Source organism: Pseudomonas sp. 22072 (genome assembly GCF_052046095.1).
Taxonomy (GTDB): domain Bacteria; phylum Pseudomonadota; class Gammaproteobacteria; order Pseudomonadales; family Pseudomonadaceae; genus Aquipseudomonas; species Aquipseudomonas paracarnis.
This window is the reverse complement of the sequence record NZ_JBQEQE010000013.1, coordinates 49,557-68,682: the sequence shown is the minus strand read 5'-3', so window position 1 is coordinate 68,682 and position 19,126 is coordinate 49,557. Positions and strand designations below refer to the sequence as shown.

The following is a 19,126-nucleotide window of genomic DNA, read 5'->3' as shown; positions in this document are numbered from 1 at the left end:
ACGACACCGAGCACCCTGCCATGTCCATCGACCTCGACGAAATAATAAAAGCCCTGGCGCACCCAGTACGACGAGACATCCTCACCTGGCTCAAAGACCCGAAAGTGCAGTTCCCTGAGCAATTGCACAACCACGAATACGGCATCTGCGCCGGGCAGATCGACCAGCGCTGCGGCTTGTCCCAGTCGACCGTGTCGGCGCACCTGGCCACCTTGCAACGGGCGGGGTTGATCACCAGCCAGAAGGCTGGGCAGTGGCACTTTTTCAAGCGCAACGAGGAAGTGATCCAAGCCTTCCTCGCTGCGCTCATTACCGAACTCAGCGCACCGTAATCATCAAGGACACGCCCATGCCCCTCTCGCTACTCATACTGGCCCTGAGCGCCTTCGCCATCGGCACCACCGAGTTCGTCATCATGGGCTTGCTGCCCGATGTGGCGACGGACCTGGGTGTGTCGATTCCCGGAGCCGGCTGGCTGGTCACCGGCTACGCCCTGGGCGTGGCCATGGGCGCACCGTTCATGGCACTGGCCACCGCCAGGTTGCCACGCAAGGCGGCGCTGGTAGCGCTGATGGGTATTTTCATTATCGGCAATCTGCTCTGTGCCCTGGCAAGCGACTACAACGTGCTGATGTTTGCCCGTGTGGTCACAGCGTTGTGCCACGGTGCCTTCTTCGGGATTGGCTCGGTGGTGGCGGCCAACCTGGTACCGGCCAACAAACGTGCGTCGGCCGTGGCGCTGATGTTCACCGGGTTGACCCTGGCGAACGTGCTGGGCGTGCCCCTGGGTACGGCGCTGGGCCAGGAAGCCGGCTGGCGCTCGACCTTCTGGGCCGTGACCGTGATTGGCGTAATCGCCTTGATCGGCCTTATTCGCTTCCTGCCCGCCAAGCGTGACGAAGAAAAACTCGACATGCGCGCCGAACTGGCCGCCCTCAAGGGTGCCGGTATCTGGCTGTCGCTGAGCATGACCGCGCTGTTTGCCGCGTCCATGTTCACCCTCTTTACCTACGTCGCGCCGCTGCTGGGCGATGTCACCGGCGTGTCGCCCAAGGGCGTGACCTGGACCCTGCTGCTGATCGGCCTGGGGCTCACCGTGGGCAACATCATCGGCGGCAAACTGGCGGACAAGCGCCTGGCGGCCACCTTGATCGGCGTGTTCATCAGCATGGCGGTGGTTTCCACGGTGTTGAGCTGGACCAGCGTTGCGGTGATACCGACTGAAATCACCCTGTTCCTGTGGGCCACCGCCTCGTTCGCCGCCGTGCCGGCGCTGCAAATCAACGTGGTGACCTTCGGCAAGGCCGCGCCGAACCTGGTATCTACCCTCAATATCGGTGCCTTCAACATTGGCAACGCCCTTGGCGCCTGGGTCGGCGGCAGCGTGATTGCCCACGGCTTCGGCCTGACCAGCGTGCCCCTGGCCGCTGCAGCACTGGCGATTCTCGCGCTGCTGGTGACCCTTATCACTTTCCGTCAGGGCGGCAACGCCGACCTGGCCCCCGCGACCAACTGATCAACTTGAAAGAGAAGGTGTTTTTTCCATGACGACTATTTTCGATCCGATCACACTGGGCGACGTGCAACTGTCGAACCGCATCATCATGGCGCCGCTGACCCGCTGCCGCGCAGACGCCGGGCGCGTGCCCAACGCGCTGATGGCCGAGTACTACGTGCAACGCGCGTCCGCGGGGCTGATCCTCAGCGAAGCCACTTCCGTGACGCCCATGGGCGTGGGCTACCCGGACACCCCCGGCATCTGGTCCAACGATCAGGTGCGCGGCTGGGCCAACATCACCAAGGCAGTGCATGGCGCGGGCGGCAAGATCTTCCTGCAGTTGTGGCACGTTGGCCGCATCTCCCACGAGTCCTACCTGAACGGGGAAACCCCGGTGGCTCCGAGTGCGGTCCAGGCTAAAGGCCACGTCAGCCTGGTTCGCCCATTGGCCGACTACCCAACCCCGCGCGCCCTGGAAACCGCTGAAATCGCCGACATCGTCGACGCTTATCGCACCGGCGCCGAGAACGCCAAGGCCGCCGGTTTCGACGGCGTGGAAATCCACGGCGCCAACGGCTACCTGCTTGACCAGTTCCTGCAGAGCAGCACCAACCAGCGCACCGACCAGTACGGTGGTTCCCTGGAAAACCGTGCGCGCCTGTTGCTGGAAGTCACCGACGCCGCCATCGAAGTCTGGGGCGCCGGCCGCGTGGGCGTGCACCTGGCACCGCGTGCTGACGCGCATGACATGGGCGACGACAACCTCGCCGAGACCTTCACCTACGTCGCCAGCGAACTGGGCAAGCGCGGCATCGCCTTCATCTGCTCCCGCGAAAAAGAAGGTGCGGATAGCCTCGGCCCACAGCTGAAAAAAGCCTTCGGCGGCGTATACATCGCCAACGAACGTTTCACCAAAGACAGCGCCAACGCCTGGCTGGCGGCGGGCAAGGCGGATGCAGTGGCCTTTGGTATTCCTTTTATCGCCAACCCGGACCTGCCGGCGCGACTGAAGGCCGATGCGCCGTTGAACGAGCCGCACCCTGAAACTTTCTATGGCAAAGGCCCGGTGGGTTACATCGACTACCCGACGCTGCCGATCTAACCTAACCCGCAAACCCAATGCTGTAGGAGCGAGCTTGCTCGCGAGAAACTAACAGGCGCCGCGTTCACTCAGGAAGCACGCGTTATCGTTGAAGTTTTTCGCGAGCAAGCTCGCTCCTACAGTGTCAGGAGCAAGTCCCCTCCCACATTTGTGCCTGTCTGTAGCCCCCCTGGAAACATCGCTTCACAGAACGGCAACAATATCGCTACAAAATACTTAGCCGGCTACCTATCAACCGCCCGCCAGGCCGTATATAAAGTCACCCCACAAATCAGCCAGAAGGACGATTGACCGTCCTTAGGCTTTACTGTTGACACAACGGGTTGCAATTACGCATTTTGTTTCAATTGCGCAGGCTGGGGCTCAGGCGCAGCATGTCCAGCCCTATATCAGCCCAGCGCTCGGCGTCCTGGTGCAGTTCAAAGCTATCGGGGACCAGCAGCCACTGGCCGATCAAACCGTGGATGAAGGCATGTATGCAGACAGCCCCACGGGTGGTGTCGAGATTTTCAGGCAGTTGCCCGCGATGAACCGCGTTACGCAACGTCAGGCTGATACGCAGGTTGCATTCCAGGCTGTGGGTCTGGCGTTGGCGGCGCATGTCACACATTTCATCGGTGAACTCGCACTTATGAAACAGAATCTCGTTGATGCGCCGGGTTTTCGGGTCCAGGGCCACTTCATGGTAGAGATGAATCAGCAGCTTGCGCATACAGCCCAGCGGGTCGACTTCATCCTCGCTTTCACTCGCCCGGGCCAATTCGTCCAAGGGTTCGTGCAGCGTATCGAGCAAGGCCTGGAGCAAATCGGACTTATTGCTGAAATGCCAATAGATTGCCCCACGCGTCACGCCCGCCAACGCGGCGATGTCCGCCAGGGTGGTACGCGCTACGCCACGCTCATAAAAGGCTTGCTCGGCGGCTTGGAGAATCTGGCTGCGCGTTTCCTGAGCTTCCTCTTTGGTGCGACGAACCATGGCAGTAAAACCTCAATCGGGACACTGTGGACGGTACTTGACCGTCATCTGAATAATTGTGGGACGACGCCGTCATGGGCGCCGAACGTACTAGAATCGAGGCTTGCGGCGGTGCTTTGTCAACATTGCGCGAAGCCTGTCAAGAGTTTACAAACAACCATGAACGTAAGTATATTGCGTAGCAAGCTACTTATCCACTCACGGCTTGTTTTTTACCCTTCCACACTTCTTGTGCGCACTCTGCGCGCCTGACCCGAGGATCTTCATGCAACTTAAGCCAGCTGTTACCGCTCTGGTCACTGCCGTCGCCCTGGCATCGCTGCTCAGCGGATGTAAAAAGGAAGAAGCGGCACCGCCCGCTCAAACCCCTCAGGTCGGCGTGGTCACCATTCAACCGCAAGCCTATACCCTGACCACCGAGCTGCCAGGCCGCACCACGGCCTTTCGCATTGCGGAAGTCCGGCCGCAGGTCAACGGCATCATTCTCAAGCGCCTGTTCAAGGAAGGCGCCGACGTGAAGGAAGGGCAACAGCTCTACCAGATCGACCCGTCGGTGTATGAAGCCACGCTCAAAAGCGCACAGGCGAGCCTGACCCAGACCAAGTCCATCACCGATCGCTACAAGCAATTGGTCGAGGAGCAAGCCGTCAGCCGTCAGGAATACGACACCGCCGTTGCCAACCGCATGACTGCCGAGGCAAACGTTCAAACTGCCCAGATCAACGTGCGCTACACCAAGGTGTACGCGCCGATCTCCGGGCGTATTGGCCGTTCTTCGGTCACCGAAGGCGCACTGGTCAGCAATGGCCAGGCCGACGCCATGGCGGTGATCCAGCAACTGGACCCGATCTACGTCGACGTCACGCAATCTTCGGCTGAAATGCTCAAGCTGCGTCGCGACCTGGCCAGCGGCCAACTGGAAAAAGCCGGCGACAACGCTGCCAAGGTCAAGCTGACCCTGGAAGACGGCACGGCCTACGCCCAGGACGGCAAGCTGGAGTTCTCCGAAGTGTCGGTCGACCAGACCACCGGTTCCGTGACCCTGCGCGCCGTGTTCCCCAACCCTGACCACGTGCTGCTGCCGGGCATGTTCGTACACGCCCAGTTGCTGGCCGGTGTGAACAGCAAGGCCATCCTGGCTCCGCAACAAGGCGTGACCCGTGACCTGCGTGGCATTCCGACAGCGCTGATCGTGAACAAGGACAACAAGGTCGAGCAACGCGAACTGGTTGCCAACCGTACCGCCGGTGCCTACTGGCTGGTGGAAAAAGGCCTCAATGCCGGTGATCGCGTCATCACCGAAGGCTTGCAGTACGTCAAGCCAGGCGCCGAGGTGAAGGTCACGGAAGCCTCCAACGCTAAACCCGCCGGTACTGCCGCAGCGCCTGCTGCCGCTGCTGGTCAAGGGGAGTAATCCATGTCGAAATTTTTTATCGACCGTCCCATTTTCGCCTGGGTAATTGCCCTGGTGATCATGCTGGTCGGGGCACTCTCGATCCTGAAGTTGCCCATCAACCAATACCCGGCCATTGCGCCAACGGCCATTGATATCCAGGTGACCTACCCAGGCGCGTCCGCACAAACCGTGCAGGACACCGTGGTGCAGGTCATCGAGCAACAGCTCAACGGTATCGACAACCTGCGTTATGTCTCTTCGGACAGTAACTCCGACGGCAGCATGACCATCACCGTGACGTTCAACCAGGGTACCAACCCGGATATCGCTCAGGTCCAGGTACAGAACAAGCTGAACCTGGCCACCCCACTGCTGCCGCAAGAAGTGCAGCAACAGGGTATCCGCGTGACCAAGTCGGTGAAGAACTTCCTGATGGTGATCGGTCTGGTGTCGGAAGACGGCAGCATGACCAAGGACGACCTCTCCAACTACATCGTGTCCAACATCCAGGACCCGATCTCGCGTACCGCGGGGGTGGGTGACTTCCAGGTGTTCGGTTCGCAGTACGCCATGCGTATCTGGCTCGACCCGGCCAAACTGAACAATTACCAGCTCACGCCAGTGGACGTCAGCAATGCCATCAAGGCCCAGAACGTGCAGGTGGCCACCGGCCAACTGGGCGGCCTGCCAGCCCTGCCAGGCACCCAGCTGAACGCCACGATCATCGGCAAGACGCGCCTGCAAAGCACCGAGGAATTCGCCAAGATTCTGATGAAGGTGAACACCGACGGCTCCCAGGTTCGCCTGGGTGACGTCGCGCGCATCGAACTGGGCGGCCAGAACTACAGCATCAGTGCACAGTTCAACGGCAAGCCGGCTTCGGGTATGGCGATCAAGCTGGCGGCCGGTGCCAACGCACTGGACACCGGCAAGGCCATCCGCGAAACAGTGAAGTCCCTGGAGCCGTTCTTCCCGCCTGGCATGAAGGCGGTGGTGCCGTATGACACCACCCCGGTCGTGACCGAATCGATCTCCGGTGTGGTTCACACCCTGGTCGAAGCAATCGTGCTGGTGTTCCTGGTGATGTTCCTGTTCCTGCAGAACTTCCGTGCCACCATCATCACTACCATGACCGTACCGGTGGTATTGCTGGGTACCTTCGGGATCCTGGCGGCGTGCGGCTTCACCATCAACACCTTGACCATGTTCGGCATGATCCTGGCCATCGGCTTGCTGGTGGACGATGCCATCGTCGTGGTGGAAAACGTCGAACGGGTAATGGCCGAGGAGCACCTGTCGCCCAAGGAAGCAACGATCAAGTCCATGGGCCAGATCCAGGGTGCCCTGGTGGGTATTGCCCTGGTACTGTCGGCGGTACTGCTGCCGATGGCGTTCTTCGGTGGTTCCACCGGTGTGATCTACCGGCAGTTCTCCATCACCATCGTTTCGGCGATGGCGTTGTCGGTGCTGGTTGCCCTGATCTTCACCCCGGCTTTGTGCGCCACCATGCTCAAGCCGATTGATCCGGAAAAACACGGCCAGCCCAAGCGCGGCTTCTTCGGCTGGTTCAACCGCACCTTCGACCGTGGCGTACTCAAGTACGAGCGCGGCGTGGGCGGCATGATCAAGCACAAGATCCCGGCATTCCTGGTGTATGCGCTGATCCTGGCCGGCATGATCTGGATGTTCACCCGTATTCCAAGCGCGTTCCTGCCTGAGGAAGACCAGGGTGTGATCTTCGCCCAGGTGCAGACACCGGTCGGTGCTTCGGCTGAGCGCACGCAGAAAGTCGTCGACGACATGCGCGCCTTCCTGCTGAACGACAAGGAAGGCGAGCCAGGCGAAGGCAAGGCGGTGAAGTCGGTGTTTACCGTGAACGGCTTCAACTTCGCCGGTCGTGGCCAGAGCTCCGGGCTTGCGTTCGTGATGCTCAAGCCGTGGGATGAGCGTGATTCGAGCCAGTCGGTGTTCGAAGTGGCCAAGCGTGCCCAGGGTTACTTCTTCGGGGCCTTCAAGGACGCCATGGTTTTCGCCATCGTGCCGCCTTCGGTGCTGGAGTTGGGTAACGCCACGGGGTTCGACGTGTTCCTGCAAGACCAGGGTGGCGTCGGCCACGACAAGCTGATGGCTGCACGTAACCAGTTCCTGGGTGCGGCGGCACAAAGCAAGGTGCTGGCCGGCGTGCGTCCTAACGGCGTGAACGACGAGCCGCAGTACGAGCTGACCGTTGACGACGAGAAAGCCAGTGCCCAAGGCATCAGCCTGGCGGATATCCAGCAGACCCTGGCCATTGCCTTGGGTGGTAGCTATATCAACGACTTCATCGACCGTGGTCGCGTGAAGAAGGTGTATGTACAAGGCGACGCCGCCAGCCGGATGTCGCCCGAAGACCTGGACAAATGGTACGTGCGCAGCAACGACGGGAAAATGGTGCCGCTGTCCGCCATCTCGTCGGGCAAGTGGATCTACGGTTCGCCCAAGCTTTCGCGATACAACGGTGTAGCGGCGATGGAAATCCTCGGTACCCCGGCACCGGGCTACAGTACCGGTGATGCGATGGCCGAAGTCGAACGCATTGCCAAAGAACTGCCGGCCGGTATCGGTTATGCCTGGACAGGCCTGTCGTACGAAGAACGCCTTTCCGGTTCCCAGGCGCCAGCGCTGTACGCACTGTCGCTGCTGGTTGTGTTCCTGTGCCTGGCAGCACTGTACGAAAGCTGGTCGATCCCGATCGCGGTGATTCTGGTTGTACCTCTGGGTGTGATCGGTGCACTGATCGCCACCAGCATGCGCGGTTTGTCCAACGACGTGTTCTTCCAGGTGGGCCTGTTGGTGACGGTGGGCCTGGCGGCGAAAAACGCCATCCTCATCGTGGAATTCGCCAAGGAACTGCATGAGCAAGGCAAAGGCATCGTCGAGGCGGCTATCGAAGCATCCCGCATGCGTCTTCGCCCGATCATCATGACCTCGTTGGCGTTCATGCTCGGCGTATTGCCGCTGGCAATCTCCACCGGCGCCGGTTCAGGCAGCCAGCACGCAATCGGTACCGGCGTTATCGGCGGTATGATCACGGCCACTGTGCTGGCGATCTTCTGGGTGCCACTGTTCTACGCAACCGTGTCCGCCGCTGGCGAACGCAAAAAGAAAGACACTACTGAAACTCCTAAAGAGGCTGGCCAATGAGCAAGTCGCTACTTTCCCTAGCCGTCACCGCATTCGTGCTCAGTGGCTGCTCGCTGATACCTGACTATCAGCGTCCCGAAGCGCCGGTGGCCGCGCAGTTCCCGCAGGGGCCGGCGTATTCGTCGGCCCAGGCGCCGAGCCAGGCCGCTGCCGAGCAAGGCTGGAAGCAGTTTTTCCATGACCCTGCCCTGCAGCAATTGATCCAGACCGCGTTGGTGAACAACCGTGACCTGCGTGTCGCGGCGCTGAACATCGACGCCTATGCAGCGCAATACCAGATCCAGCGTGCCGACCTGTTCCCGGCGGTATCGGCCACCGGTAACGGCAGCCGTTCGCGCACCCCGGCCAAGCTGTCGCAGACCGGCGAATCGACCATCGCCAGCCAGTACTCGGCGGGCCTTGGCATCAGTTCGTATGAGCTGGACCTGTTCGGCCGCGTGCGCAGCCTCAGTGAAGAAGCGCTGCAGAAGTACTTCGCCACTGAAGAAGCGCGCCGCAGCACCCAAATCAGCCTGGTGGCCAGCGTGGCGAATGCCTACCTGACCTGGCAGGCCGACAAGGAGCTGCTCAAGCTGACCCAGGACACCCTGGCCGCGTTCGAGCAAAGCTACAAGCTCACCTCGCGCAGCAATGAAGTCGGCGTGGCCTCGGCCCTCGACCTCAGCCAGGCACGCACCTCGGTGGAAAACGCCCGTGTGCAACTGGCGCGTTACACCCGCCAGGTGGCCCAGGACGAAAACAGCCTGACCCTGCTGCTGGGCACCGGCCTGCCGGCCAATATCGCCAGCAAACCGCTGTCCGATGACCTGCTCAGCGAAGTGCCGGCCGGGTTGCCATCGGACCTGCTGCAACGTCGTCCCGACATTGTGCAGGCCGAGTACAACCTCAAGGCCGCCAACGCCAACATCGGCGCGGCCCGTGCGGCGTTCTTCCCGAGCATCAGCCTGACCGCCAGCGCCGGCACTGCCAGCCCTACCCTGGGTGGCCTGTTCAAAGGCGGTTCGGGGACCTGGGCGTTTGCCCCGCAGATCAACATCCCGATCTTCAACGCCGGTAGCCTGCGCGCAAGCCTGGACTACTCGAAGATCCAGAAAGAGATCAACGTGGCCAACTACGAGAAGGCCATCCAGACCGGCTTCCAGGAAGTCTCCGACGGCCTGGCCGCGCGTGCGACCTACAAACAGCAACTGGATGCCCAACGCGGCTTCGTCGAGGCGAACCAGGATTACTACCGCCTGGCCGAGCGTCGCTACCGCATTGGTGTCGACAGCAACCTGACCTTCCTCGACGCCCAGCGCCAACTGTTCAGTGCCCAGCAATCGCTGATCACCGATCGCCTGGCGCAGCTCACCAGCGAGGTCAACCTGTACAAGGCCCTCGGCGGTGGCTGGAACGAGCAGACTGCGAAGAACGAGCCATTGAAAGAAGAAGCACCGCCGTTGAAGTTGTTCTGATAGCGCGGGTGTGAAAAACCGCTTCCCTCACCGGAAGCGGTTTTTTTATGCCTGCATTGTTGCCCGTACAACTTACGTTCGATCATCGCCCACAACCCGCCTTCCCCCACTTTCATCGCCCCCGCACCGCCGCGCACCATGGCCGCCACCTGCATAAACCCAATAACAACAGGTCCACACCATGAGCACTTTCCAACCGCGCCAGCTGTTGCTGGCGGCTGCTGTCGCCAGTTCTGCCCTGCCCGTTCTCGCCCAGGATCACGGCTTTCTCGAAGACGCCAGCGCCAACCTCAACCTGCGTAATTTCTTCTTCAACCGCAACTACACCAATCCTACGAAGGCTCAGGGTGGCGCGCAGGAGTGGACGCAAAGTTTCATTCTCGACGCCAAGTCCGGGTTCACCCAAGGCACAGTCGGTTTTGGTGTGGATGTGCTGGGCTTGTACTCGCTCAAGCTTGATGGCGGGCGTGGCACGGGCGGCACGCAGTTGCTGCCGCTGGACCATGACGGTCGGCCAGCCGATGAATTTGGTCGGCTGGGCGTGGCATTCAAGGCGCGCTTTTCCAAGACCGAGTTGAAGGTGGGCGAATGGATGCCGGTGCTGCCGATCCTGCGTTCCGACGATGGCCGCTCCCTGCCACAGACCCTGCGTGGTGGGCAGATCACCTCGAAGGAAATCGACGGCCTGACCCTCTATGGCGGCCAATTCCGCGCCAACAGCCCGCGGGACGACGGCAGCATGAGCGACATGTCGATGTTCGGCAAAACCGCCTTCACCTCCGACCGTTTCAATTTCCAGGGCGCCGAATACGCGTTCAACGACAAACGCACCCAAGTCGGCGTGTGGAATGCCCAGCTCAAGGACATCTACAGCCAGCAGTTCGTCAATCTGATCCACAGCCAGCCTGTGGGCGACTGGACCCTGGGCGCCAACCTGGGCTTCTTCTACGGCAAGGACGACGGCAGCGCCCGTGCCGGGGACCTGGACAACAAAACCTGGTCTGGTTTGTTCTCGGCCAGGTACGGCGGCAACACCTTCTACGTCGGCCTGCAAAAACTCACCGGCGACAGTGCCTGGATGCGCGTCAACGGCACCAGCGGCGGCACCCTGGCCAACGACAGCTACAACTCCAGCTATGACAACGCACAGGAAAAATCCTGGCAGGTTCGCCACGACTACAACTTCGCCGCCCTCGGTGTACCGGGCCTGACCCTGATGAACCGCTATATCAGCGGCAGCAACGTGCACACCGGCACCATCACCGACGGCAAGGAGTGGGGCCGCGAGACCGAAGTAGGCTATACGGTGCAAAGCGGCACGCTGAAAAACCTCAACGTGCGCTGGCGCAATTCGAGCATGCGCAGGGACTACAGCAACAACGAGTTCGATGAGAACCGGTTGATCGTCAGCTATCCGATCAGTCTGCTGTAAACCGGCATAGCACTTACTGTATGGTGCGCGCCTGCCGCTGCTGATCCCCCCAGCAGCGGCCTTTACTCGGGCCCTGCACGGCATGAAATCCTTCGCTACAGCAATCGCACTGTTTGCCCTGGCCTTGAGCCTGGGGGGCTGCATCAGCGCCCCCATCGCCCTGACGCCACAGACCGAACAGCGCCTGCTGGCCCAGGCGCCGATCCGCTTTTTGCTGACCTTCGATGACGGCCCAAGCGCCTCGGGCTACAACAATCCGAGCCGTTCGGTAGTGGCGGACCTGGCCAACAACCCGGTGCTGCCGGGAATCAAGGCGGTGTTCTTCCTGCAGACCGAAGCCGCTCGCTCCGGCGGCAGTGCCCGGGGGCGCAAGACCATGGAACGCGAATTCGCCGCCGGCCATGTCCTGGCCTTTCACACCGCCACGGCGTTTCACACCAATCATCGCTGGCTGAACGACGCCACCCTGGAACACACCCTTACCGAAGGGGCCGCAGACATTGCCGCCATCACGGGCGCGCCCCCCGTGCTGGTACGCCCACCCTTCTGGAACTACGACAAGCGCACCTTCGCCGCCTACCAACGCCACGGCATGCACGTTCTGCTGACGGACCTGAGTGCCAATGACGGCAAGATCTGGGGCTTCAACGCCAGCCCGCGTCGGCGGGCCAACCTGTATCGGCAACTGTCGGTGGTGCGCGAACGCATCGCCTTGGGTGAGCTGCCAACGGTGGAGGGGGTGATCCCGGTGGTGGTGACCTTCCATGACATCAATCGCTACACCGCGCGGCATATGCAGGAGTATTTGCAGATCCTGATGGACAGCGCGCGGGTCAACGGTTTGAAGACCGCTGCCGAGCCGTTCTACACCGACACGGCCCAGGTTGAGCGCGCGGCGATTGCGCGAACCGTGAAAAATGTGGACGACCCAGTGCATTTGCCTGGGATTTGGAATCTGGTGTGGGACGCAGACTCTCATTAACCTCGTCGCAACAACGGATAACATCTGCTGCCGTCCCCGCCCACCTGCTGTCGGGAACCTCAATTCCAGCACCACCACTCAGGGTCAACACACAATGAGATGACCCACATGAATACGTCTTCGCTTTCTGGCGCATACGCCGTCAATCCACAACCCATGGCGCCCGTGGAGGCACCTTCCAGCACAACCTCACCGCGACCACCCATCCAGATCAACGCTAAATCTGCCGGGTATGTAGGACCGGACAGGACAGTGGATTTCCTGTACTTTTCCAGCCATTCCAGGCTCACACCTGATCAGGACCCACTAGACACAACCCAAAAAAAATACATCAACACTGATGTGTTGCGTCATGACGCGAACGTAAAGATCTATCAGGAGATAACCTACTTAAGCAAAAACGGCGAGCCGATAGGGGCTGCTGGTAATGAATGTGTAATCGAGACAACTGACCGTGCCGATAAGGTCATTATCAAAAAAGGCCCGGACGACAGTCTGGTCGCCACCATCAATAACATACCGTATCAACTGAGTCTTGCTCGCTCCTCTGACGGAACTGAAATCCAGCCCCTGCGCATAAAAACCAAAGGCGGCGATGACTGCGTTGTGATCCACCCAGACGTTAATAACGACATTCGCATTGAACTGGGCGAGGGCAATGATTATGCCCGTGCTGGCTCGGGTAATACGCGTCTATACGGAGGCGCAGGGAACGACTGGCTAAAACTGGGCAGCGGCGTCGGCATCGCATTTGGTGATGATGGCGACGATTTACTCATCGCAGGCTCCGGCAGTGGCATTCTCAAGGGAAACAACGGTAATGACCGCATGCAGTCAGGAGAGGGTTCTGCTGATCGCCATATCTACATGGACGGTGGTGACGGTCACGACTTTATGATTAGCACCAGCAATGACTCCCCAAACCCGATAGTCATGCATGGAGGCAAAGGTGAAAACCTGATAGTCACGCAGGGCCCTGCCACGATTTATACCGGGCGCGACAAAAATATTGTCAGGTCCAATAGCGATGACACCGTCATTTATGCCAAGCCTTCGGACGAGATTCACCGCACGCCAGGTTCCACGCTCATTCACACGCAATACCGCGAAGCAGGAAAAAGTGGCTATGTCGTTGAAGGCTCTCCCGAGTTCATACAATACGTAGAGGACGACATGGAACTGCTGAGAATGTCCCTGCCAGGCAAAAAAATGTTAAGCACTGCCGATAACTCGGCCCAGCGCAATGACTCTCCGGTGCGCATCACTGAAACGGCTGATGATAACGGCTTTTACATTTTTAATAACGCAGCGGTGCGCAACCACCTGGCTACAGGTAAATCCCTGGAGACCCTTGAACCAGCAGCCCAGGGCTACATTGCTCACAATCAACGTGGCGCCTTCGCGACGGGCGCACAATTACAATACAACCCCTCCTTCGTGCCTAATGACGAAACTGCTCCGGTCAACGTCCTATTCCATGAAATGGCCCACGCCTACAATGGGGCCACGGGTACCTTCCTCGAAGGTCAAACAGTCATAGACGAGAATCCTGAGGGCGAGCCCAACGACGAACGTCAAGCAGTAGGCTTGCCTACAGATGCATTATCGTTCGATTTTGACGATCATCGTGCAACCGAGCCCACGACAAGCAACCCCCCTGCATTTACTGAAAATGCACTGAAGGAAGAAATGCGCCGCCCACTACGTACGGAATACATCTAGACCGCGCCCCGCGACTCAACTCCCAACTCATCCCACACTGACTCAGCCAAGTGAAACGTCGCATTCGCCGCCGGGATCCCACAGTAAATCGCACTCTGCATCAGCACTTCCTTGATCTCGGCGCGGGTCACGCCGTTGCTGGCGGCGGCACGCAGGTGCAGTTTCAGTTCTTCACTGCGGTTCATGCCGATCAGCATCGCGATGGTGATCAGGCTGCGGGTATGCCGAGGCAGGCCGGGGCGGGTCCAGATGTCACCCCAGGCATGGCGGGTGATCATTTCCTGGAACTCGCTGTTGAACTCGGTCAGGGCATTGAGGCTGCGGTCGACATGGGCATCGCCCAGTACTTCGCGGCGCACCTGCAGGCCTTCGGCATAACGTTGTTTCTCGTCCACAAATAGCTCCTCAGAGGGCCAGCAGAAATTCGATCACCCGGTCGCTGAACGCAGCACCGGCCTGAACGTTGGACAGGTGCGCCGCATAGAACTCGGCATACTCGGCACCCTGCACATGGCTCTGGATAAAGTGGCCGCCGGCTGGCGGCGTCACCGCGTCTTCGGTGCCGGCAATCACCAGGGTCGGCACCTTGATCGAGGACAATTGCTCACGAAAATCCGCATCGCGCACGGCGCCGCAGTTGGCGGCATACCCCTCGGGTGACGTGGCCGCGAGCATGTCGGTGATCTGCTTGGCCTGATGCGGGTTGGCAGCGGCGAAATCCGCGGTGAACCAGCGCGCAATCGACGCATCGCGCAGCGCCACCATCGCGGCTGCGCCATCACGCAGGACCATTTCGATACGCGGGTTCCACACCTCGGGCGTGCCGATCTTGGCCGCGGTATTACACACCACCAGGCGTTGCAGGCGCTCGCCGGCATGAATGCCCAGCCATTGGCCGATCAAGCCACCCATGGACAGTCCGCAAAAATGCGCCTTCTGGATATCCAGCGCATCCAGCAGCGCGATCACGTCTCGGCCCAGTTGCTCGATGCTGTAAGGCCCCGCGGTCACCAGGGATTGGCCGTGGCCACGGGTGTCGAATCGCAGCACACGAAAATGCTCGGTAAAAGCCGGTATCTGGATGTCCCACATATGCAGGTCGGTACCCAAGGAATTGGACAGCACCAATACCGGTGCGTCGGCGGGCCCCTCGAGTTGGTAATGCAGTTCGCCCTCGGCGAGTTGTACAAAAGCCACAGCGTTCTCCTCAGGCAGTCAAAGCAAAATGTTCGGTCACCGCACGCGTGACCCAGGTAGACGCCTGGCCTAGGTAGTGGGCAGGGTCGAGCAGGCGATCCAGTTCAGCCGCCGACAGCTCGGCGGTGACGTGCGGCTCATCCGCCAGTACCGCGCGCAAATGGCGCTGCTCGGCGACCGCACGTTTGCAGCACTGTTCCAGCAGATGGTGCGCGGTGTCACGGCCCAAGCGTTGGGCGAGCACGATACTCACCGCTTCGGCCAGTACCAGGCCTTGGGTCAGGTCGAGGTTCTGTGCCATGCGTTCGGCATTCACCTCCAGCCCTTCACTGACCAGAATTGCCTGATGCAAGGCACCGGATACCAGGCGGCAAATTTCCGGCAAGGTTTCCCATTCGGCGTGCCACAAGCCCAGGCTGCGTTCGTGCTCCTGGGGCATGGCGCTGAACATTGTCGCCACCAGGCCGGGTACGCGGGTGGCTGCGCTGATCAGCACCGCGGCGCCCACCGGGTTACGCTTGTGCGGCATGGTGGACGAACCGCCCTTGCCCGGCGCCGAAGGCTCGAACACCTCCGCCGCTTCGGTCTGCATCAACAGGCTGATATCGCGGCCCAACTTGCCGAGGCTACCGGCGATCAGACCGAGCAGGCAGGCAAACTCCACCAGGCGGTCACGCTGGGTGTGCCAGGGTTGCTCCGGCAAGCCCAGTTGCAACTCGGCGGCCAAGGCCTCGGCCACAGGCATGGCGTGTTCGCCGAGCGCGGCCAAGGTGCCCGAGGCGCCGCCAAATTGCAGCACCAGCAGGCGCGGCTTCAACTCGGCCAGACGCTGGCGACTGCGCGTCACCGCGCCCAGCCAACCGGCGATTTTCATCCCCAGGGTGACCGGCGTCGCGTGCTGCAACCAGGTGCGCCCGGCCAACGGCACGGTGGCGTAACGCTGGGCCTGGGCGGCCAACACCTCCCCCAGGCGAGCCAGGTCGGCCTCGATCAATTCCACCCCACGGCGCAGTTGCAGCACCAGGCCGGTGTCCATCACATCCTGACTGGTTGCGCCCAGGTGCACATAACGCTCGGCGTCAGCGTCCTCACTGGCGATCAACTTGCCCAACGCCTTCACCAAAGGAATCGCTGAGTTGCCCGCCGTGGCAATTGCGCTGCCAAGGGCATCCACGTCATACAGCGACGCCAGGCACGCCTGGGCAATCGGTGCGACGGCGGCCTGGGGAATCAACCCTACGCGGGCCTGCGCCCGGGCCAGTGCGGCTTCGAAATCCAGCATGCCCTGCAAGCGCCCCTGGTCACAGAACACCTCGGCCATGCTGTCAGCAGTGAAATAAGCGTCGAACAGTTGATTGCTCGTGCGCAACGTCATAACTCATCCCTTACAGATCGTGATGCAGGTACGCCGCCTGTTTCGGCAGGCGCAAGCTGAACAGGAAGGCCACCGCCATCATCGCGGTGACGTACCAATAAAAGGTGTTTTCCATGCCGATGGATTTGAGGCTCAGCGCAACCACTTCTGCCGAACCGCCAAACACCGCGTTAGCCACCGCATAGGCCAGGCCTACGCCCAAGGCACGCACCTGCGGCGGAAACATCTCCGCTTTGACCAGGCCGCTGATGGAGGTGTAGAAGCTGACAATCGCCAAGGCCAGGGTGATCAGCACAAATGCCAAAAACGGGCTGGTCACGGTTTTCAAGGTCAACAGGATCGGCACAGTGAACAGCGTGCCAAGGCCGGCAAACCAGAGCATCGAATTACGCCGGCCGATCTTGTCGGCCAACATGCCGAACAACGGCTGCATGCACATGTACAGGAACAGCGCGCCGGTCATGATGTAGCTCGACGTCTTGGCGTGCATGCCGACGGTGTTCACCAGGTACTTCTGCATGTAGGTGGTGAAGGTATAGAAAATCAGCGAGCCGCCGGCGGTGTAGCCCAGCACCGTAATGAAAGCTTTGCCGTGGTCGCGAAACAGCGCGACGATACTGCCGGCGTCCTTGTCTTCACGCATTTCCTTGCTGGTGGTTTCTTTCAGGGTGCGACGCAGCAGCAGGGAGATCACGGCGGCTATGGCGCCGATCACAAACGGGATGCGCCAGCCCCAGGCACGCAGTTCTTCTTCGGTGAGGATCTGTTGCAGGATCACCACCACCAGCACCGCCAGCAACTGGCCGCCGATCAGGGTCACGTACTGGAACGAAGCAAAGAAGCCACGCTGGCCCTTGAGCGCGACTTCACTCATGTAGGTGGCCGTGGTGCCGTATTCGCCGCCCACCGACAAGCCCTGGAACAGTCGTGCCACCAACAGCAGCGCCGGGGCCCAGGCACCGATGTCGTTATAAGTGGGCAGGAAGGCGATGACCAGAGAGCCGCCGCACATCATCAGCACCGAGATCATCATCGAGTTCTTGCGCCCGTGCTTGTCGGCCACCCGGCCAAACAACCAACCACCGATCGGTCGCATCAGGAACCCGGCGGCAAACACACCGGCGGTGTTGAGCAACTGCACCGTGGGGTCATCCGAGGGGAAAAACGCCGGGGCAAAATAAATCGCGCAGAAGGCATAGACGTAGAAGTCGAACCATTCGACCAGGTTGCCGGAGGACGCACCGACAATCGCAAAGATCCGTTTGCTGCGTTCTTCTCCGGTGTAGTGGCTGGTTTTTGTTGTCATGTTTTTTTACTCAGTGGGAACGGTTATAGCCTAGACATACTTTGCAACAACCCTGTTCCGCAAGCAGACTTTTGGATAGGTGGAGCCTGGATGATCGTTCCCACGCTCTGCGTGGGAATGCCGCATGGGACGCTCCGCGTCCTGCCGTTCGCGGGTGACGCGCAGCGTCACGGGATGCATTACCACGCAGAGCGTGGGAACGATCGTCAACAGCCAACTCAATAGTCGAAGAACACCGTTTCCTTATCTGTGCCCTGCAAAATCACATTCCACTGATATACCCCTGCCGCATCCGCCTGGGCAATCAAGGTGCCACGACGTTCTGCCGGCACACACGCCAGCAACGGGTCATCGCCGTTCAAGGCCTCACCGTCAAAATAAATCCGCGTCAGCAAGTGCTTCACCAACCCACGGGCAAACACCAGCACCACCAAATGCGGCGCCTGAGTGGTGCCCTTGAGCCCCGGCACACTGCCCGGCTTGATGGTGGTAAAACGAAAACGCCCTTCGGCATCCACCGGCACGCGGCCGAAGCCTTCGAAGTTCGGGTCGAGCGCTTTGTCCTGCTCGTCTTCGGGGTGAGCATATTTGCCGACGGCGTTGGCCTGCCAGACTTCCAGCATGGCGTCGTTGACGACATCACCATTGCCGTCCACCACTTGCCCGCTGATCGTCACGCGTTCGCCAAGGGTGGCGGTGACGGTCAGGTCTTCACGGTTCAGCCAGGTCAGGCCAATGTGGTAATACGGCCCGACGGTGTGGGACGTGGTCGCGTTGAGTGTCATCTCATTTCTCCATCGGCGTGGCGTCGCGGCCGCGCAGGACGATGTCCCAGCGGTAGCCGAGGGCATAGGAAGGAATGGTTTTTTCCAGGTCGAAGCTAGCGATCAAGCGTTGCTTGGCGCTGGTATCCGGCACGCAGTTGTAGATCGGGTCGTACTCCAGCAACGGGTCACCCGGGAAATACATTTGCGTCACCAGGCGCGTCAGCACGCTGGGGCCAAACAGCGAAAAGTGGATATGCGCCGGGCGCCAGGCGTTGTGGTGGTTGCCCCACGGGTAGGCGCCGGGCTTGATGGTCTGGAACTGGTACCAGCCATCGGCGTCGGTGACGGTGCGCCCGGTGCCGGTGAAGTTCGGGTCCAGGGGTGCATCGTGCAGGTCGCGCTTGTGGTTGTAGCGGCCGGCGGCATTGGCCTGCCAGATCTCCACGAGGATGCCCGGCACTGGCAGGCCGTTTTCGTCCAGCACACGGCCATGAATAATGATGCGCTCGCCTTGCGGCTCGCCCTCGTGCTGGGCCGTCAGGTCGTTGTCCTTCTCATTGATACGTTCGGCGCCGATGGTCGGGCCGGTGATTTCCGACAAGGAATGGGGCAGGAACACCAAAGGCTGGGACGGCGAACGCAGGTTCGTCGACTGGTAGGCCGGGTGCAGGTAATCAGGTTGAGTGCCCGCTTGCGGGCGCCGGTAACCGGGCTTGTCACTCATGGAGCAATCCTC

General features: G+C 60.6%; 16 protein-coding genes. 9 read left to right on the top strand and 7 right to left on the bottom strand.

Translation table 11 applies throughout. The features are described from left to right. The first annotated feature begins 20 nt into the window (after positions 1 to 20). The 3 genes from ACTJLA_RS15325 to ACTJLA_RS15315 are packed head-to-tail and all read left to right on the top strand — an operon-like array spanning position 21 to position 2,600. The gene (locus tag ACTJLA_RS15325; RefSeq protein WP_034125978.1) at positions 21 to 332 is read left to right on the top strand and encodes an ArsR/SmtB family transcription factor; all 312 of its coding nucleotides are present in this window, start codon (positions 21 to 23) and stop codon (positions 330 to 332) included. Between the two features lie 17 nt (positions 333 to 349). Further along, on the top strand, positions 350 to 1,516 hold the full coding sequence (locus tag ACTJLA_RS15320; RefSeq protein WP_314549362.1) for an MFS transporter: 1,167 nt from the start codon (positions 350 to 352) through the stop codon (positions 1,514 to 1,516). Positions 1,517 to 1,544: 28 nt separating this feature from the next. Continuing rightward, positions 1,545 to 2,600 (top strand): alkene reductase, encoded by a 1,056-nt coding sequence (locus tag ACTJLA_RS15315; protein ID WP_054921969.1) that lies wholly within the window; start codon positions 1,545 to 1,547, stop codon positions 2,598 to 2,600. A gap of 343 nt (positions 2,601 to 2,943) precedes the next feature. Here ACTJLA_RS15315 and ACTJLA_RS15310 read toward each other — a convergent pair whose 3' ends face one another. Beyond that, entirely contained in the window at positions 2,944 to 3,576 is a 633-nt protein-coding gene (locus ACTJLA_RS15310; RefSeq protein ID WP_034125975.1) for a TetR family transcriptional regulator, read from the bottom strand. Between the two features lie 265 nt (positions 3,577 to 3,841). On the opposite strand from ACTJLA_RS15310, the gene ACTJLA_RS15305 reads away from it, so the two are divergent. The 6 genes from ACTJLA_RS15305 to ACTJLA_RS15280 all read left to right on the top strand — a co-directional run bounded on the left by ACTJLA_RS15305 (position 3,842) and on the right by ACTJLA_RS15280 (position 13,745). Then, positions 3,842 to 4,990 (top strand): efflux RND transporter periplasmic adaptor subunit, encoded by a 1,149-nt coding sequence (locus ACTJLA_RS15305; RefSeq protein WP_014717303.1) that lies wholly within the window; start codon positions 3,842 to 3,844, stop codon positions 4,988 to 4,990. Positions 4,991 to 4,993: 3 nt separating this feature from the next. Continuing rightward, complete coding sequence (locus ACTJLA_RS15300; protein WP_057975640.1) at positions 4,994 to 8,155, top strand: efflux RND transporter permease subunit; 3,162 nt, start codon at positions 4,994 to 4,996, stop codon at positions 8,153 to 8,155. Beyond that, the gene (gene adeC / locus ACTJLA_RS15295; protein WP_127881201.1) at positions 8,152 to 9,609 is read left to right on the top strand and encodes an AdeC/AdeK/OprM family multidrug efflux complex outer membrane factor; all 1,458 of its coding nucleotides are present in this window, start codon (positions 8,152 to 8,154) and stop codon (positions 9,607 to 9,609) included. The genes ACTJLA_RS15300 and adeC overlap by 4 nt, the downstream gene beginning before the upstream one ends. Positions 9,610 to 9,790: 181 nt before the next feature. After that, positions 9,791 to 11,041, top strand: a complete 1,251-nt coding sequence (locus ACTJLA_RS15290; RefSeq protein ID WP_019817827.1) for an OprD family porin — start codon at positions 9,791 to 9,793, stop codon at positions 11,039 to 11,041. An 82-nt stretch (positions 11,042 to 11,123) separates the two neighbouring features. Then, positions 11,124 to 12,023 (top strand): polysaccharide deacetylase family protein, encoded by a 900-nt coding sequence (locus ACTJLA_RS15285; RefSeq protein ID WP_089041254.1) that lies wholly within the window; start codon positions 11,124 to 11,126, stop codon positions 12,021 to 12,023. A gap of 108 nt (positions 12,024 to 12,131) precedes the next feature. Next, positions 12,132 to 13,745, top strand: a complete 1,614-nt coding sequence (locus ACTJLA_RS15280; protein WP_054898419.1) for a M91 family zinc metallopeptidase — start codon at positions 12,132 to 12,134, stop codon at positions 13,743 to 13,745. Here the strand turns inward: ACTJLA_RS15280 and pcaC are convergent. The 6 genes from pcaC to pcaH form a co-directional block, all read right to left on the bottom strand. After that, complete coding sequence (gene pcaC / locus ACTJLA_RS15275) at positions 13,742 to 14,140, bottom strand: 4-carboxymuconolactone decarboxylase (protein WP_054898418.1); 399 nt, start codon at positions 14,138 to 14,140, stop codon at positions 13,742 to 13,744. The two genes, ACTJLA_RS15280 and pcaC, sit on opposite strands and share 4 nt — an antisense overlap. Before the next feature lie 10 nt (positions 14,141 to 14,150). Beyond that, positions 14,151 to 14,942 carry a 3-oxoadipate enol-lactonase gene (pcaD, locus tag ACTJLA_RS15270; protein WP_314549341.1) on the bottom strand — a complete coding sequence of 264 codons (792 nt, stop codon included), beginning with the start codon at positions 14,940 to 14,942 and terminating at the stop codon, positions 14,151 to 14,153. Positions 14,943 to 14,952: 10 nt separating this feature from the next. Then, positions 14,953 to 16,317, bottom strand: a complete 1,365-nt coding sequence (locus ACTJLA_RS15265; RefSeq protein ID WP_072446863.1) for a 3-carboxy-cis,cis-muconate cycloisomerase — start codon at positions 16,315 to 16,317, stop codon at positions 14,953 to 14,955. A 10-nt stretch (positions 16,318 to 16,327) separates the two neighbouring features. Then, entirely contained in the window at positions 16,328 to 17,623 is a 1,296-nt protein-coding gene (locus ACTJLA_RS15260) for an MFS family transporter (RefSeq protein ID WP_032893116.1), read from the bottom strand. A gap of 218 nt (positions 17,624 to 17,841) precedes the next feature. Beyond that, the gene (gene pcaG, locus ACTJLA_RS15255; protein WP_314549334.1) at positions 17,842 to 18,408 is read right to left on the bottom strand and encodes a protocatechuate 3,4-dioxygenase subunit alpha; all 567 of its coding nucleotides are present in this window, start codon (positions 18,406 to 18,408) and stop codon (positions 17,842 to 17,844) included. A 1-nt stretch (position 18,409) separates the two neighbouring features. After that, the gene (gene pcaH, locus ACTJLA_RS15250; RefSeq protein ID WP_019817832.1) at positions 18,410 to 19,114 is read right to left on the bottom strand and encodes a protocatechuate 3,4-dioxygenase subunit beta; all 705 of its coding nucleotides are present in this window, start codon (positions 19,112 to 19,114) and stop codon (positions 18,410 to 18,412) included. Positions 19,115 to 19,126 lie beyond the last annotated feature (12 nt).

Excerpts from the sequence above, each read along its gene's own strand:
- ACTJLA_RS15315 (WP_054921969.1), top strand. The coding sequence starts at position 1,545 with ATGACGACTATTTTCGATCCGATCACACTGGGCGACGTGCAACTGTCG.
- ACTJLA_RS15300 (WP_057975640.1), top strand. The coding sequence starts at position 4,994 with ATGTCGAAATTTTTTATCGACCGTCCCATTTTCGCCTGGGTAATTGCC.
- ACTJLA_RS15305 (WP_014717303.1), top strand. The coding sequence starts at position 3,842 with ATGCAACTTAAGCCAGCTGTTACCGCTCTGGTCACTGCCGTCGCCCTG.
- ACTJLA_RS15280 (WP_054898419.1), top strand. The coding sequence starts at position 12,132 with ATGAATACGTCTTCGCTTTCTGGCGCATACGCCGTCAATCCACAACCC.
- ACTJLA_RS15310 (WP_034125975.1), bottom strand. The coding sequence starts at position 3,576 with ATGGTTCGTCGCACCAAAGAGGAAGCTCAGGAAACGCGCAGCCAGATT.
- ACTJLA_RS15265 (WP_072446863.1), bottom strand. The coding sequence starts at position 16,317 with ATGACGTTGCGCACGAGCAATCAACTGTTCGACGCTTATTTCACTGCT.
- ACTJLA_RS15290 (WP_019817827.1), top strand. The coding sequence starts at position 9,791 with ATGAGCACTTTCCAACCGCGCCAGCTGTTGCTGGCGGCTGCTGTCGCC.
- pcaH (WP_019817832.1), bottom strand. The coding sequence starts at position 19,114 with ATGAGTGACAAGCCCGGTTACCGGCGCCCGCAAGCGGGCACTCAACCT.
- ACTJLA_RS15285 (WP_089041254.1), top strand. The coding sequence starts at position 11,124 with ATGAAATCCTTCGCTACAGCAATCGCACTGTTTGCCCTGGCCTTGAGC.
- adeC (WP_127881201.1), top strand. The coding sequence starts at position 8,152 with ATGAGCAAGTCGCTACTTTCCCTAGCCGTCACCGCATTCGTGCTCAGT.
- ACTJLA_RS15260 (WP_032893116.1), bottom strand. The coding sequence starts at position 17,623 with ATGACAACAAAAACCAGCCACTACACCGGAGAAGAACGCAGCAAACGG.
- pcaG (WP_314549334.1), bottom strand. The coding sequence starts at position 18,408 with ATGACACTCAACGCGACCACGTCCCACACCGTCGGGCCGTATTACCAC.
- ACTJLA_RS15320 (WP_314549362.1), top strand. The coding sequence starts at position 350 with ATGCCCCTCTCGCTACTCATACTGGCCCTGAGCGCCTTCGCCATCGGC.
- ACTJLA_RS15325 (WP_034125978.1), top strand. The coding sequence starts at position 21 with ATGTCCATCGACCTCGACGAAATAATAAAAGCCCTGGCGCACCCAGTA.